Consider the following 15395-nt stretch of genomic DNA (forward strand, 5'->3'; position numbering starts at 1 on the left):
GGGGCAATCCTTTGATCAAGCACACATTCGTTTCGGCCGCCGTGGTGGCGGCGATGGCCACTGCCGCCGCGGCCCAGGCCGCGCCTGCTGCGGCGCCCGATTCTGGCGAGGCGCAGTTTCGTGCGATCTATAAAGAGCTGGTGGAAACCAACACGACCGTCAGCACCGGGTCCTGCACCCTGGCGGCAGAGCGCATGGCCGCGCATCTCAAGGCGGCCGGCTATGCCGACAGCCAGATCACCCTGTTTTCGGTGCCCGATCATCCCAAGGACGGCGGCCTGGTCGCCGTGCTGCCCGGCACGTCCAAGGCAGCCAAGCCCATCCTGCTGCTCGCCCATCTCGACGTGGTTGAGGCCAAGCGCGCCGATTGGGAGCGCGATCCTTTCACCCTGATCGAGGAAGGCGGCTATTTCTATGGTCGCGGCACCGCCGACGACAAGTCGATGGCCGCGATCTGGGTCGATACGATGGTGCGCCTCAAGGCGGCCAAGCCGCTCAAGCGCACGGTCAAACTGGCGCTGACATGCGGCGAGGAAACCACCTGGGCGTTCAACGGCGCGCAATGGCTGGCCCAAAACAAGCGCGACCTGATCGACGCCGAATTCGCGCTGAACGAAGGCGGCGGCGGCAAGACCGACGGCAAAGGCCTTTCCGAGGGGGGCCGCCTCGTCAACCAGTCTATCCAGGTGGGTGAAAAGGCGGTGCAGAACTATCGCTTCGAAACCCGCAATCCCGGTGGCCACAGTTCCATCCCCGTGCGTGAGAACGCCATTTATGAACTCGCCGATGCCCTCGCGCGCCTGCGCGATTTCGACTTCCCCGCCGAACTGAGCGACACCACGCGCGCTTTCTTTGCCAAGGCGGGCGCCGCGCGCGGCGATGCCATGGGCAAGGCGATGCAGGCACTGGCCGCCAATCCGATCGGCAGCCCGGCTTTTGTCGACGCGGAAAAACTGGTGAACACCGACCGCAGCTTTCATTCCAAGCTGCGCACCACCTGCGTCGCCACGCTGCTTGATGGCGGGCACGCCAACAACGCCCTCCCGCAGCGCGCCGGAGCCAACGTGAACTGCCGCATCTTCCCCGGCCATTCGGTGGAGGAAATCCAGGCTGCCTTGCAGAAAGTCGTCGCCGATCCGGGGGTGAGCGTCAGCCTGGTGCCGCCGCAGCGCCCGCTTGCCAAGGCGCCGACGCTCGATCCCAAGATCATCGGCCCGATGGAAAAGCTGGCCGCGCAATATTTCCCCGGCGTGCCGGTGGTGCCCGACATGTCGACCGGGGCGACCGACGGCATTTTCCTGGAAGCGGTGGGCATCCCGACTTACGGCGTGCCGGGCGCGTGGGGCAACCCGGATGGCAACGGCGTGCACGGGTTGAACGAGCGGATCGAGGTCAAGTCGCTGCTTACCGGCCGCGCCTATCTCTATGATCTGGTGAACGCCTACGCGCGGTAACGCCAAGCGGCGTGCCAAGCTGTGGATAAAGCCCGGCTGCCCTTTTGGCGGGGCAGTCGGGTCTTGACCGAAAAGGCGCAAAGGTGTTCGTTGTGCGCATGCGTCATGAAGCGGTCATGCCTGTCCTTCATGCCTCGCCCCGAGCGAGGCTGAAGCCGATTTGGCACAGGAGCGCAAGCGGAGCATGCTTCACCAGGCGCTGATCGAGCGGGCGGCTGCGGCCAGGCCCCATAGCGGCGATGCCGCCGCCACACCCCGTTTGCTGGCATCCAATCGCCATCTCGACAATTGCCCAGCACTGGTTCTGAACGCGGATTACACGCCGCTCAGCTATTACCCGCTCAGCCTGTGGCCCTGGCAGACCGCGATCAAGGCGGTGTTCCTCGAACGGGTGGACATCATCGCGACGTATGATCGCGCGGTGCACAGCCCCTCGCTCGACATGAAGATCCCGTCGGTGATCGCGCTGCGCCAATATGTGAAGCCCAGCGAGTTTCCGGCCTTCACCCGCTTCAACCTGTTCCTGCGCGATCGCTTCGTATGCCAGTACTGCGGCAGCGGCGAACACCTCACGTTCGATCACGTCGTGCCGCGCCGGCTGGGCGGGCGCACCACCTGGGAAAACGTCACCACCGCCTGCGCGCCGTGCAACATGGCCAAGGGCGGCCGCACCCCGGCCCAGGCGCACATGCGCCTGATGGAAGAGCCGATCCGCCCCACCACCTGGCAATTGCAGGAAAAGGGCCGCGCCTTTCCGCCCAATCACTTGCACGAAAGCTGGCGCGACTGGCTCTATTGGGACGTCGAACTGGAAAGCTGACGGCCGCCGCGCCGGCGGTGTTCAGGCCGGCTGTTCGCCGGCGCGCCCTGCGCCTTTCAGGAATAGCGCCAGGGCTGCCAGGGCAATCGCCGTGGCCACCAGCATCGGCATCGTCGGCAGGTCGATCAGCGCATTGGGCCCGCTGAACCGCGCCAAGGTCTGGGCATAAAGCGGCGGGCCGATGATCTGGGCGATCGATCCGATCGACTGCACCGCCCCCTGCAATTCGCCCTGGCTGCGCGCATCGACCGCGCGGCTGTTCATGGCCGATATCGCTGGCTGCACCGCGCCCTGGAACGAACCGATGCCGATGGCGATATAGACCTGCCACGCCTCGCGCGCGAGGCAATAGGCCACCGCCGACAGCGCCAGCGACACCACGCCCATGATCACGGCGCGCCGTTCGCCCAGCCGGGGCAGCAGCAGGCGCATGCCAAATCCCTGGAACAATGCGGCCGTCAGGCCGACCACCGCCAGCGCCAGCCCCACCGCCTTGGTCGAAAAGCCATAGGCAGCGATCGCCATGTAGGTCCAGATCGCGGGATAGACCACGTTGGCCAGTTGCCAAGCGCCCAGCGCCGCCACGAACCACAGCACCCGCGCGCTCTGCCCTTTCAGTGCCAGCAGGCTCGACAGCGCGTTGGCGCGGCGCCAGTCGAACGGGCGGCGATGATCGGCATCGAGCGATTCGCGCAAGGTGAAGAAGCCGAACACGAAATTGGCCAGGCTCAGCCCGGCGGCGGCCATGAACGGCACGCGCGGCCCCAGCGTGCCGAGCAGCCCGCCCAGCGCCGGGCCGACCACGAAGCCGATGCCAAAGGCCATGCCCATCAGGCCGAAACTGGCCGCGCGCTTTTCGGGCGGGGTCACGTCGGCGATATAGGCATAGGCGGCCGAAAAGCTGGCGCCGGTGATCCCGGCGATGATCCGCCCGGCAACCAGCCAGCTCATCGCCGGGGCAAAGGCCTGCAGCAGATAGTCCAGGCCCAGCGCGAACACCGCGGCCAGCAACACCGGCCGCCGGCCATAGCGGTCCGACAGGTTGCCGATCACCGGGGCGAACACGAACTGCATGACGGCATAGCCGGCGCCCAGCCAGCCGGCATATTCGGCCGCCTGGGTGATCGAAACCTTGGCCAGATGCATGATCAGCCCCGGAAACACCGGGATGACGATGCCAAAGCCGAGCATGTCGATCAGCACGATGGCAAAGACGAAGCTCAGCGATGCCCGATGCGTCATGAAATGCCCCCTCCCGCGCGCTGGCCCGATTCAGCGCGGCTTGTGTGTCAGCGCCGGTCCAGCGCGGTTTCGCACTCGTCCAGCAGCTGTGCCATGATCGTGGCCACCGGTTCTTCCTTGGTGACCATGCCCACCGATTGCCCGGCCATGACCGAGCCACGCTCGACATCGCCATCGATCACCGCGCGGCGCAGGGCGCCTGCCCAGAAATGCTCGATTTCCAGTTGGGCGGCCGCCATGTCCAGTTCGCCGGCGTCCAGCCGTCGCGCCACTTCGATCTGCTTGGCGGTGAATTCCTCGGTGCCCTTGTTCTTGAGCGCGCGCACGGGAATGACCGGCAGCCGCGGATCGACCTGGACCGACGCGATGGCATCGCGCGCGTTGCCGCGAAAGAACGCCTGCTTGAACGCAGCGTGGGCAATCGATTCGCTGGCGCAGGCAAAGCGCGTGCCCAGCTGCACCCCGGCCGCGCCCATTTCCAGATAGGATGCGATTGCTTCGCCCCGGCCGATGCCGCCGGCCACGAACACCAGGTGGTCGGCCGCCAGCGCGGGCAGGAATTCCTGTGCCAGCACCGAGGTGGAAACCGGCCCGATGTGGCCGCCTGCCTCGCTGCCTTCGATCACCAGCGCATCGGCGCCCGAACGAAACAGCTTCTTGGCCAGCGCGATCGTCGGGGCAAACACGATCACCTTGGCGCCGAATGCCTTGATCGCTTCCACGCTGCCCTTGGGCGGAATGCCGCCGGCCAGCACGACATGGCCCACGCCATGCTTTGCGCACACCCCGATCAGATCGAACAGCAGCGGGTGCATGGTAATGAGGTTCACGCCAAAGGGCTTTGCCGTCAGGGCCTTGGTCCCGGCGATTTCCGCGTCGAGCAGGTCGGGCGTCATCGCCCCGCAGGCGATCACGCCAAAGCCGCCGGCATTGCTGATCGCGGCCACCAGGTTCCGTTCCGAAACCCAACTCATCGCCCCGCACAGGATTGCATGTTCAGTGCCCAGGAACGCGGCGCCGCGCGCCATCAGCGCGGAAGTCTTGGGAGTGGCCGTCATGTCTGAAAAATCGCCCCGTCTGCGATGGAGAAAGTGGGCGCGCTTTACGGTGCCATGGCCTGCCGGGCAAGGGCCTTGCGCCAACACAAATCGTCATTTCAACTTACTCTAGGCATTTTAATCCATTTAGACGATCAAACGCCAGGCACTACACCGCGTCCAACGATCTTCCCCTGATGGAGAGCCAAGCGATGTCTGCCCCTTCGAAGTGCCCGTTCCACCAAGGCGCCAGCGCCGACGCGCTGGCCCAGGCCCAGGTTCCGGCACAGACCAACCAGATGTGGTGGCCCAACCGGCTGGACCTGGGCATCCTGCGCCAGCATTCGCACAAAAGCGATCCGATGCCCCATGGCCACGATTATCGCGCGGCCTTTGCCCGGCTCGATCTCGATGCGGTCAAGGCCGATATCCACGCGTTGATGACGCAATCGCAGGATTGGTGGCCGGCTGATTATGGTCATTATGGCCCACTGTTCATCCGCATGGCGTGGCACAGCGCGGGCACCTATCGCACGTTCGATGGGCGCGGCGGCGCGTCCACCGGCACGCAGCGCTTTGCCCCGCTCAACTCCTGGCCCGACAACGTGAACCTGGACAAGGCACGCCTGCTGCTGTGGCCGGTCAAGCAGAAGTACGGCGCCGCGCTGAGCTGGGCCGATCTCATGGTCCTGGCCGGCAATTGCGCGCTGGAATCGATGGGGCTGCCCACGGTGGGTTTTGGCGGTGGCCGCGAAGACGTGTGGGAAAGCGAAGCCGACATCTATTGGGGTCCGGAAACCGAATGGCTGGCCGATGCGCGCTATAGCGGCGAAGATCGCGAACTGGCCGATCCGCTCGCTGCCGTGCAGATGGGCCTGATCTATGTGAACCCGGAAGGGCCCAATGGCACGCCCGATCCGCTCGCCTCGGCGCGCGACATCCGCGAAACCTTTGCCCGCATGGCGATGAATGACGAAGAAACCGTCGCCCTGATCGCCGGTGGCCACACGTTCGGCAAGGCCCATGGCGCGGGCGATGCCGCCCACGTGGGCGTCGCTCCCGAAGGGGCTGACATTCTTGCCCAGGGGCTGGGCTGGATCAGCACGCATGGCAGCGGCGCTGGGGTAGACGCGATCACCAGCGGGCTGGAAGGCGCCTGGACGACCAACCCGATCGCCTGGGACAACGGCTATTTCGATGCCCTGCTGGGCTACGAGTGGGAACTGACCAGGAGCCCGGCCGGCGCCCACCAGTGGAAGCCCAAGGGCGATGCCGGCAGCGGCACCGTGCCCGATGCCCACGATGCCACGCGCCGCCACCAGCCGATGATGTTCACCAGCGATATCGCGCTGATCGCCGATCCGGCGTACCGGTCGATTTCGCAGGATTTCCACGCCAACCCGGACAAGTTCGCCCGCGCCTATGCCGAGGCCTGGTTCAAGCTGACCCACCGCGACATGGGCCCGCAGGTGCGTTTCCTGGGCAAGGATGTGCCGCAGTCGCCGCGCGTCTGGATGGACCCGGTGCCCGCGGTGGACCACCCGCTGGTGACCGAAACCGATATCGCCACGCTCAAGGCCCATATCCTGGCCAGTGGCCTGTCGATTGCCGACCTGGTGAAAACCGCCTGGGCCAGTGCGTCCACGTTCCGCCAGTCCGACAAGCGCGGGGGCGCCAACGGCGCGCGCATCGCCCTCTCCCCGCAAAGGGATTGGGCGGTCAACGAACCGGCCGAACTGGCCCGCGTGCTAGACGTGCTGCGCAGCATCAAGGCGGCGTTCGACGTGGTCGCGCCCGGTGGCCGCAAGGTGAGCCTGGCTGACTTGATCGTGCTGGCCGGCAATGCCGGCGTGGAAGCGGCGGCCAAGGCGGCCGGTCACGACGTGGTCGTGCCGTTCAATCCCGGCCGCACCGACGCCAGCGATGAGCAGACCGACGCGGACAGCTTTGCCGTGCTCGAACCCAAGGTCGATGGTTTCCGCAACTATGCCGGCGGGCCAGGCTCCGGCAGGGCCCGGCGCAGCCCGGAAGAACTGCTGGTCGACCGCGCGCAGTTGCTGGGCCTGACCGCGCCGGAAATGACCGTGCTGGTCGGCGGGTTGCGGGTGCTGGGCGCCAACCACGGCGGCAGCAAGCTGGGCCAGTTCACCGATCGCCCCGGCACATTGAGCAACGATTTCTTCCGCAACCTGCTGGCCGCCACCACGGCGATGCGCTGGCAGGAAACCGGGGAAGGCGTGTTCACCGCGTTCGATCGCAAGACCGGCGAGCCCAAGTACGGTGCCACCCGCGTAGACCTGATCTTCGGCGCCAATTCAGAACTGCGCGCCCTGGCCGAAGCCTATGCCACCGATGATGCTGAAAAGCCGTTCGTCGATGCCTTCGTGGCGGCCTGGACCAAAGTGATGGAGGCCGATCGCTTTGACCTGAAAGCCTGACCCCCAGGACTGACAAAGTCGGCAAGAAAGGCGCAGATCCCCTTCTCGTGCGCCTTTCTGGCTTACCACCCCGCCTTTTTCCGGTATCCCCAACGGAAGAAGGCGGGGTTTTTCACGTTTGCATGGCACAAGGGGTGCCGTTCCCCCGTTGCAACCGGATGCTGCGCCGCCCCCGCCCATGCTGAAAGCCACCCTGGAAATCGTGCTGTTCCTGCTGTCGGGCATAGCCATGGCCGCGGCAAAAGTGGCTGCATTTGCAGCGCTGGGTCTGGCGGTGCCGGTGGCGGGGGTGCTGCTGTGGCGCAGGTTGCGGAAGTAGGCGGCGGATGGCATAACCTTTGAGAGGCAAGCTATTGATAGTTCAGGCGCAGCGGCGGTTTAGTTTCTGCAATTCCTGCGGTGGACACGGAGCCGAACCTGCGCGACATTCTCCGTCGTAGATTCACAACGGTGTTTCTGACTCAATGGCGCCTGGCTATCGGTTATTCTTTTTCACGGCTTTCTTAAGCCTGGTCATCGCTGTTGCGTTGGGATCGCTTTTGCAACCCGAACGACCAAATCTTGTCGGTAGCATTGGCCAAAGTGAGCAACCCAATTTCTATCGCGCTGTTGGGAGTGACTGCCAACCGGCTAGGATTAGCGTGCTACCCGTCAAGTTGCGCACACGGAAGGCTGATGCATGCGCAAAAGCGGAAGAACAGTATCGTGAAGCCAATGACAGCCTGGTACAAGCCAGGCGCGCAGCGGACGCGGCAGACGCAAGTGCCATTGTAGCGTATGAGCAGACGCGAATTGCTGCGTGGGGCTTTAGTGCAGGAATTCTCACATTGCTTGCCGCTTTCGCAGCCGCTTTTTTTGCTGAACGTGCGGCGTACCACACGAAAAGGAGTGCGGATGCTGCCGAACAGGCGCTTCGGCCGTGGATAACCATGGAAATTGAGCCGGAGAGTTCCGTGCGGTGGGACGATGACGGCGCTTGGTTCAACGTTCTCGTTAAAGTATATAACCACGGCAGCGTGCCAGCAGTGAATTTTCTGATCGATTTTGCTAACGTTCCAATGGAAGCGATTGCTATCTTGCAAGGCAATTTCCGAAAAGAAATCGAGGGGAAGATTGATTCTATAACAGCTCCAGACGGGTTTGGAGAAATAATAGCGCCCGGTAAATATGCTGAGTTCCGTTTCCAAGCCGAGGTAAATCAAGAGTGGTTCCTGCCAGATACCACGGGTAAAATTTGTTGTGCGCCCCTCGTTGCCGTCTTCTGTCGGTACCAGTCAGCCAACGATCTCAAACTCAACGGAAAGCTCGGGCAATGTTACATGTTTGGTGTTCGTCCACCACTAGCAAGGAAAGCACAGCCGGCAGCGAACCTCGTTCTATATCCTGATCAGGGTGAAATTGAACCAAGCAAAATTAAGGTTCGGCTGCTCCCACTGAGTAGTGTTGCAAAATAAGCCAAGACGTTCCAGGTTCGACTTGGCCCGAGTGTCCTTCCAGCCGCGAGCGCCGCGCGCGGAGCCCTTCGACAAGCTCAGGGCGAATGGGAGGTACGTATGGAGTTCCCTGAGATTCCGTTCGGGCTGAGCTTGTCGAAGCCCCTTGCCCGCAGGCCCTCTGCCGGTGCCAATTGAAAAGTTAGGGGCTAAGTTCTTCTAACCCGACAGCAAATCCGCAATCCGTACGGCCGAATGCCCATCGCCGAACGGATTATGCGCCCGCGCCATCGCGGCATAGGCGGCGGTATCGTCCAGCAGCATGGTCGCCTCTGCCACGATGCGCGCCGCATCCGTGCCGACCAGTTTGGCGGTGCCGGCTTCCACGCCTTCGGGGCGCTCGGTGGTTTCGCGCATCACCAGCACGGGCTTGCCCAGTGCCGGGGCTTCTTCCTGCACGCCGCCACTGTCTGTCAGCATGATCTCGCTGATGGCGAGGAGGCGGGCGAAGTGGGGATAGTCGAGCGGTTCGATCAGGGCGACGTTGGGCAGGCCGGCGAGGGCTGCGTCCATCACCGCGCGCACGTTGGGGTTGGGGTGGACCGGGAAGATCAGCGCCACATCTGGCCGCGCGGCCAGGGTGCGGATCGCCTCGGCAATGGCTTCCAGCCCGCCGCCGAAGTTTTCGCGGCGGTGGCTGGTCACGCCGATCAGGCGCTTGCCGGCAAAGCGGGCTTCGAGCGGCGCCAGGCCACTGGCGAGCGTGGGCTCTGCGGCGATCTTGTCGGTCACCCAGTGCAGCGCGTCGATCACGGTGTTGCCGGTCACGTGGATCGCGGCCGGGCCCACGTTTTCGGCGCGCAGCGCGGCGGCGGCGGTTTCGGTGGGGGCGAAATGCAGCGCGGCGATCGTGCCGATGATCTTGCGGTTCACCTCCTCGGGCCAGGGGTGATAGATATTGTGGCTGCGCAGCCCCGCTTCCACATGGGCCACGGCAATCTTGCGGTAATAGGCGGCCAGCGCGCCCGCCATGGCCGTGGCGGTATCGCCCTGGACAACCACCCAATCGGGCTTTTCCGCGTCCATCACTTTGCCGATTTCGGTCAGCAGCGCTGCGGTCAATCCATCCAGCGTCTGGTTCGGGCGCATCAGGTCGAGATCATGATCGGGCACAATCCCGGCGATGGCCAGGACCTGGTCCAGCATCCCGCGATGCTGCGCGGTGACGCAAGTGACCACGCGAAAGCGCCCATCGGCGCGCAAGGCGTGAACCACGGGAAACATCTTGATCGCCTCGGGCCGGGTGCCGAACACGAGGAGGACGGTCTTGGGTGCGGGCTGGGTCATGGGCCCGCCTTATAGGGCGAATCTTAAGCGCCGGATAAGGGCTTGCGCTTAAGGGAAACATCGGATGTGGAGCGGTAGCGGGCTAGCCTCTCCACATCCCGATCCTTTAGGCCCTCGGCATCTGCTGGCTGGCGCAGTGGAATCCGCCGCCGCCCACCAGCACGGCATCGCCCATCACGCCAACCGTGGCGCGGCCGGGGAACAGCGCGCCGATCGCTTCCACGCCGGCCGCATCGTGCACCGAGCCGAACACCGGCACGATCACCATATGCGTGGTGATCACGAAGTTCATGTAGCTGGCCGGCTGGATCGTGCCGCCCCATTCGATACGGCCGGGGGAGGGCACTTCCACCAAGTCCACGCCGAAATCGCGCGCACGGGCGGCAGCATCGGCATAGATCGCCGCGTTGGGATCGTCCGGCCCGGTGGCGCGGGGCAAAGCCAGGCGATTGGCGCCGACGAAGCGCGCCAGGTTGTCGACATGGCCATCGGTGTGGTCGTTGATCAGCCCGTCGCCCAGCCACAAGACGCGGTCATAGCCCAGATCGCGGTGCAGCCGCATTTCCAGGTCGGCGCGCGACAAGTGCGGATTGCGGTTGGGGTTGAGCAGGCATTGCTCGGTCGTGGCGACAAGGCCGGTGCCATCGCCATCGAGCGCGCCGCCTTCCAGCACCCAATCGGCCTTGCTGGCGGAAAGGCCCGCATCGGCCGCCAGCCTGGCGCCGATCTCCTGGTCGCCCGGCATCAGGTATTTGCCGCCCCAGCCGTTGAACCCGAACAACTGCGCGCGGCGCCCGCCGGCGCTATCCGACACCACCAGCGGCCCGGTGTCGCGCAGCCACACGTCGCCATAGACGCGCTCTTCGATGGTCACGGCGGCGCTGGTCAGCCGCTCGGCCCGCATGCGATTGGCCGCATCGCGCACGATCAGCTTCACCGGCTGGCCGCTCTCGGCCACGGTGCTGGCAAATTGTGCGATCTGTTCCTGCGCGCGGTCGATCACGCCCGACCATTCCTCGGCCAGGTGGGGAAAGCCCACCCACAGCCAGTCCTGCGGGGCGAATTCGGGCGGCATCAAACCGCCCGTGAAAGTGTTTTCGCTCATCAGGTTTGCTTACTTGCCCTGCGTGACGGTTGCGCGGCTGGCATCGCGGATCGCGCGGAACTCGTCGCCCTGGTGCCAGTTGGGCCAGGTCGTGCCGGTGGCCAGCGCGCGGCCCAGGCGGTAATAGAGTTCCACTTCCTGGGCCATGCCGGTCATGTCCCAGCTATCGGAATATTCGTCCGAAGGCTGGTGATAGTGATGCTCGACATAGTCTTCGGTGGCCGCTTCGCCCGCCTTGGTGCCGCCATTGACCAGGTCGGTGCCGCGGCCCACGGCAAACATCGGCACGCCGCGCTTGGCCAGGCTGAAATGGTCAGACCGGTAATAGTGCCCGCGCTCGGGGTGATCCTCGGGCGTTTCGGTCAGGTGCATCTGGCTTTCCACCTGGCGCAGGATGGCGGTGAGATCGGACTTGTCGCCCCCGGTCACCTGCACGTCACGCGTCGGGCCGATCAGCGAAAGCGCATCCATGTTGACCCCGCCCACCGTGCGGGCCAGCGGATAGACCGGATGCTGGGCATAGTATTCCGAACCCAGAAGGCCCGATTCCTCCAGCGTCCAGGCGGCGAACACCTGGGTGCGCGGCGTGGGGCCGGCGCGGCGGTTCATCTGCGCCAGCGCGACCAGTGCGCCCACGCCGCTGGCATTGTCGATCGCGCCGTTGCAGATATCGTCGCCGGTGGCATCGGGCTTGCAGTGGCCCAGGTGGTCCCAGTGGCCGGAATAGAGCACATATTCATTGGCGCGACTGGTGCCGGGGATCACCCCGATCACGTTGTGCGAGGTGCTGTGCGTCACCGTGTTGTTGAACGACAGGCTGGCCGTGGCGCCCAGCGGCACCGCGTGGAAGCCCTTCTGCTTGGCGGCGGTCGACAGCGCGGCAAAGTCCTTGCCGGCGGCCTGGAAGATCGCCTCGGCCACCGGGCGGCGGATCCAGCCATTGGCCTCGGTCTGGTCCATGCCCTTGTTGGCGCTGGCCACGAAATTGCCGGTGCCGCCGCTCGATTCCAGCACGTTCCAGCCATAGGCGGCGGGGAAGGTATCGTGCACGATCAGCGCAGCCTTGGCGCCGTGGCGCGCGGCCTCGGCATACTTGTAGGGCCAGCGGCCGTACCAGGTCATCCGGCGGCCCTTGAACAGGCCCTGTTCGTCGGCGTTTTCATAGTCCGGGTCGTTGACCAGGATCACCGCGATCTTGCCCTTCATGTCCACGCCGGCATAATCGTCCCAGCCCAGCTCGGGCGCGGTGATGCCATAGCCAACGAAGACCAGTTCGCTGGCGTCGATCGCGGTGTGATCGGCCTCGCGGTAGGAACCCACCACGAAATCGGCGCCCGGCTTGAACGACAGGCTGCCCACGGTCAGCGGGCTGATGTTCTTGGCCGCGATCGTCACCATCGGCACGGGTTGCAGCCACTGCCCCTTGTTGCCGGGCTTGAGGCCGGCGGCTTTGAAGCGGGTTATGATCGCATCCAGCACCGCCTGTTCCTTGGGCCCGCTGGGCGCGCGGCCTTCCAGTTCGTCAGACGCGAGGGTCTTGATCGTTTCGCGCATCAGCGGAACCGGCACGGAGGGCACCGGGGCGGTGGCGGCAAAGACGGGCGCGGGGGCGGCCAGCGCCGTGGCCAGCAGGAAGGCAGCCGCGCGGGCGCCAAAGGAAACACGCATGGGGCAAATCCCTTTTTGCAAACAATCCCGCGCCATGGGGGGAACGCGCGGGCCTCATGCCGGCTACTTGGCAGAGGCGGCCCGCTGCGGCAAGACGGCCTGCCGTGGCCGCGCGAACGGCCAGCTAAAGAGGAAGCCCGCGTGCCGCACGGAATCGATTGGGAACAAGGGTTGGTCCTGGCGCGCGCGCATACCACGTTCCTGGCCCGCGCGCTCGATCGCCAGCCCGATCTGGCTGCCTTGCTGGCAGCGGGCAAGATCGAGGCTGCGCTAGCCCATGCGCGTCGCGCGGGGGAGGGGTGCGACGATGTGGGCATCGCCTTGCGGCGCGAACGGCTGGCCCTGGCGCTGGCCCTGGCGGTGGGTGATATCGCCGGCGCGCTGCCGCTTGGCCGGGTCATGCAGGAATTGTCCGATTTTGCCGATCGCGCGCTCGATGCGGCGATTGCCGCGGCGATCGCGCGGCGCGTGCCCGATGCGCTTTCGGTGGGCTTTTCCGCGATTGGCCTGGGCAAGCATGGCGCGCAGGAATTGAACTATTCGTCGGATATCGATCCTATCCTGCTCTACGATCCCGATGCCCTGCCGCGCCGCGCGCGTGACGAACCGGGAGAGGCGGCGCAACGCGTGGCGCGCGGGGTGGTGGAACTGCTCTCCACCATCACCGATGAAGGCTATGTCTTCCGCATCGACTTGCGCCTGCGCCCCGCTTCGGAAGTCAGCCCCCTGGCGATCCCGTTCGAAGGCGCGATCACGCATTATGAATCGAGTGCGCTGGCGTGGGAACGTGCCGCCTATATCCGCGCGCGAGCCGCTTCGGGCGATGTGGCGCGCGGGCAGGCGTTCCTCGACACGATCCGCCCCTTCGTGTGGCGGCGCAGCCTGGATTTCGGCGCGATTGCCGAAATCGGCCGGCTGACCGCGCGGATCCGCGATCACTATGCCGCCGGGCAGCAGGTGGGGCCGGGCTATGACTTGAAGCGCGGGCGCGGCGGCATTCGCGAAGTGGAATTCTTTGCCCAGACGCACCAGCTGATCCACGGCGGGCGCAATCCGGCGCTGCGCCTGCGCGGCACGCGGCCCGCGCTCGATGCCCTGGCAGAGGCCGGGATCATCACCGATGGCGATGCCGTGGTCATGGGCGAAAGCTATGACCGGCTGCGCGTGCTCGAACACCGGCTGCAGATGGTGGCAGACCAGCAGACCCACGCCCTGCCGCAAAACCAGGCCGCACTCGATAGTGTCGCGCAACTGTCCGGCCATGCCGATGGCGCCGCGCTGATCGCCGAGATCCAGGGCATTTCCGAGGCGGTCGCCCGGCGCTTCGATGCGCTGCTGGCGATCATTTCCCCCACTGGCGCGGTGGCGGTGGACAACCGCAGCCTGGCCCAGGATCTGGCCGACCTGGGCTTTGCCGATGCCGACGGCCTCGCCCGCCGCGTGGAAGCGTGGGACAGCGGCGCCTTTCGCGCGCTGCGCAGCGACGAGGCGCGCGCCGCCTTTTCGCGCGTGCGCCCGCAATTGCTCCAGGCCCTGGCAGAGGCGCCAGACCCCGATCATGCCCTGGCGCGGTGGGAGCGGCTCCTGGCCGCGCTGCCTTCGGCAATCAACGTGTTCCGTTTGCTGGAGGCGCGGCCGGGCCTGATGGCCGTGGTCATGCGCGTGCTGGCCCATGCGCCAACCCTGGCTGACGACCTGGCGCGGCGGGCCGACCTGCTCGATACCCTGATCGATCATTCCGCCTTCGCGCTGCCGGGCGGCGTTGCAGAGATCATGGCCGATCTGTCGCGCGGCGAAGTGGGCGACGATTACCAGCGCCTGCTCGATGCGGTGCGGCGCAAGGTGGGCGAACTGCGCTTTGCCCTGGGCGTGCAACTGGTCGAAGGCCTGCACCCGCCGCTGGCCGTCGCCGCCGCGCTCAGCCGCGTGGCAGAGGCGGCACTGGCGGTGCTGGGCACGGCGGCGGAGGAGGAATTTGCCCGCGTCCATGGCCAGGTGCCCGGTGCGCGCATGGTCGTGCTCGGCCTGGGGCGGCTGGGCGGGGGCGCGCTGACCCACGCCTCGGATCTCGATCTGGTGTTCCTGTTCGGCGGGCCGGCCGATGCCTTTGCCCGCGAATCCGATGGCGCACGGCCGATCGGCGGCACGCTCTATTTCAACCGGCTGGCCCAGCGCATGATTGCCGCGCTATCCGTGCCCACGGCCGCCGGCGCGCTTTATGACGTCGATACGCGCCTGCGTCCTTCGGGCGCGCAAGGGCCTATCGCGGTCAGCCTCGACAGTTTCGAGCGCTATCAGCGCGAGGATGCGTGGACATGGGAGCACATGGCGCTGTGCCGCGCGCGCCCGCTGTTCGGCACCGCCGCCGATCGCGTGGCCTTGGCCGAAATCGTCGGCCGCGTGCTGTGCCGTCCCCGCGATGGCACGGCGCTGCGCGATGATGTGCTGGCCATGCGCAGCGAAATGGCACGGCACAAGCCCGCGAAAGGCCCGCTCGATGTCAAGCTTGCGCGCGGTGGCCTGGTCGATCTGGAATTCCTCGCACACTACCTGCAATTGCGCGATCATGTCGCGCTCGAACCCGATCTGGGCGCGGCGGTTTCCGCGCTGGAGCAGTCGGGCCTGCTGCCAGCGGGCCTGCGTGGCGCGCACGATCTGTTGGCGGGGCTTCTGGTGGTGGTGCGCCTGGTTGCCCCTGATGGCATGTTCCCGCCGCCCGCCAGCCGTGCCATCGTCGCCACCGCCTGCGGCCAGGAAAGCTGGGATGCCCTGCTTGACGCGGTCGCCCGGGCAAGACACCGCATCGCCCACGCCTGGGGCCAGGTCTTCGGGCAACCATTGGAGATATAAC

General features: G+C 65.8%; 11 protein-coding genes. 6 read left to right on the forward strand and 5 right to left on the reverse strand.

Annotated features, from left to right (window positions below):
• Positions 1-14 precede the first annotated feature (14 nt).
• Positions 15-1454 (forward strand): M20/M25/M40 family metallo-hydrolase, encoded by a 1440-nt coding sequence (locus tag FHW94_RS11855; protein WP_349237510.1) that lies wholly within the window; start codon positions 15-17, stop codon positions 1452-1454.
• A 184-nt stretch (positions 1455-1638) separates the two neighbouring features.
• Entirely contained in the window at positions 1639-2274 is a 636-nt protein-coding gene (locus FHW94_RS11860; RefSeq protein WP_168556005.1) for an HNH endonuclease, read from the forward strand.
• Between the two features lie 21 nt (positions 2275-2295).
• Here FHW94_RS11860 and FHW94_RS11865 read toward each other — a convergent pair whose 3' ends face one another.
• Both FHW94_RS11865 and FHW94_RS11870 read right to left on the reverse strand, forming a co-directional pair.
• Positions 2296-3516, reverse strand: coding sequence for an MFS transporter (locus tag FHW94_RS11865; RefSeq protein ID WP_168556006.1), 1221 nt, complete (start codon positions 3514-3516; stop codon positions 2296-2298).
• Positions 3517-3563: 47 nt separating this feature from the next.
• On the reverse strand, positions 3564-4574 hold the full coding sequence (locus FHW94_RS11870) for a nitronate monooxygenase (RefSeq protein WP_168556007.1): 1011 nt from the start codon (positions 4572-4574) through the stop codon (positions 3564-3566).
• 191 nt (positions 4575-4765) lie between these two features.
• On the opposite strand from FHW94_RS11870, the gene katG reads away from it, so the two are divergent.
• From katG to FHW94_RS11885, 3 genes are all read left to right on the forward strand, one after another.
• A complete protein-coding gene (katG, locus tag FHW94_RS11875; protein WP_168556008.1) occupies positions 4766-6991 on the forward strand; it encodes a catalase/peroxidase HPI in 2226 nt (741 codons plus the stop codon).
• Between the two features lie 178 nt (positions 6992-7169).
• A complete protein-coding gene (locus FHW94_RS11880) occupies positions 7170-7310 on the forward strand; it encodes a hypothetical protein (RefSeq protein WP_168556009.1) in 141 nt (46 codons plus the stop codon).
• A gap of 145 nt (positions 7311-7455) precedes the next feature.
• Positions 7456-8445: a hypothetical protein gene (locus FHW94_RS11885; protein ID WP_168556010.1), complete on the forward strand. Its 990-nt coding sequence runs from the start codon at positions 7456-7458 to the stop codon at positions 8443-8445.
• Between the two features lie 198 nt (positions 8446-8643).
• Here FHW94_RS11885 and wecB read toward each other — a convergent pair whose 3' ends face one another.
• The 3 genes from wecB to FHW94_RS11900 all read right to left on the reverse strand — a co-directional run bounded on the left by wecB (position 8644) and on the right by FHW94_RS11900 (position 12544).
• Entirely contained in the window at positions 8644-9771 is a 1128-nt protein-coding gene (gene wecB, locus FHW94_RS11890) for a UDP-N-acetylglucosamine 2-epimerase (non-hydrolyzing) (RefSeq protein ID WP_168556011.1), read from the reverse strand.
• Positions 9772-9877: 106 nt separating this feature from the next.
• Positions 9878-10876, reverse strand: coding sequence for an agmatine deiminase family protein (locus FHW94_RS11895; protein WP_168556012.1), 999 nt, complete (start codon positions 10874-10876; stop codon positions 9878-9880).
• A 9-nt stretch (positions 10877-10885) separates the two neighbouring features.
• Positions 10886-12544 carry a M28 family metallopeptidase gene (locus FHW94_RS11900; protein WP_168556013.1) on the reverse strand — a complete coding sequence of 553 codons (1659 nt, stop codon included), beginning with the start codon at positions 12542-12544 and terminating at the stop codon, positions 10886-10888.
• Between the two features lie 141 nt (positions 12545-12685).
• Here FHW94_RS11900 and glnE point away from each other — a divergent pair, with 141 nt between their 5' ends.
• Positions 12686-15394 carry a bifunctional [glutamate--ammonia ligase]-adenylyl-L-tyrosine phosphorylase/[glutamate--ammonia-ligase] adenylyltransferase gene (gene glnE, locus FHW94_RS11905; protein WP_168556014.1) on the forward strand — a complete coding sequence of 903 codons (2709 nt, stop codon included), beginning with the start codon at positions 12686-12688 and terminating at the stop codon, positions 15392-15394.
• Position 15395: the final 1 nt, after the last annotated feature.

The sequence above is a fragment of the Novosphingobium sp. SG720 genome (assembly GCF_012275365.1).
Classification (GTDB): domain Bacteria; phylum Pseudomonadota; class Alphaproteobacteria; order Sphingomonadales; family Sphingomonadaceae; genus Novosphingobium; species Novosphingobium rhizosphaerae.

Excerpts from the sequence above, each read along its gene's own strand:
- FHW94_RS11885 (WP_168556010.1), top strand. The coding sequence starts at position 7,456 with ATGGCGCCTGGCTATCGGTTATTCTTTTTCACGGCTTTCTTAAGCCTG.
- FHW94_RS11895 (WP_168556012.1), bottom strand. The coding sequence starts at position 10,876 with ATGAGCGAAAACACTTTCACGGGCGGTTTGATGCCGCCCGAATTCGCC.
- FHW94_RS11870 (WP_168556007.1), bottom strand. The coding sequence starts at position 4,574 with ATGACGGCCACTCCCAAGACTTCCGCGCTGATGGCGCGCGGCGCCGCG.
- wecB (WP_168556011.1), bottom strand. The coding sequence starts at position 9,771 with ATGACCCAGCCCGCACCCAAGACCGTCCTCCTCGTGTTCGGCACCCGG.
- FHW94_RS11880 (WP_168556009.1), top strand. The coding sequence starts at position 7,170 with ATGCTGAAAGCCACCCTGGAAATCGTGCTGTTCCTGCTGTCGGGCATA.
- FHW94_RS11860 (WP_168556005.1), top strand. The coding sequence starts at position 1,639 with ATGCTTCACCAGGCGCTGATCGAGCGGGCGGCTGCGGCCAGGCCCCAT.
- FHW94_RS11865 (WP_168556006.1), bottom strand. The coding sequence starts at position 3,516 with ATGACGCATCGGGCATCGCTGAGCTTCGTCTTTGCCATCGTGCTGATC.
- FHW94_RS11900 (WP_168556013.1), bottom strand. The coding sequence starts at position 12,544 with ATGCGTGTTTCCTTTGGCGCCCGCGCGGCTGCCTTCCTGCTGGCCACG.
- katG (WP_168556008.1), top strand. The coding sequence starts at position 4,766 with ATGTCTGCCCCTTCGAAGTGCCCGTTCCACCAAGGCGCCAGCGCCGAC.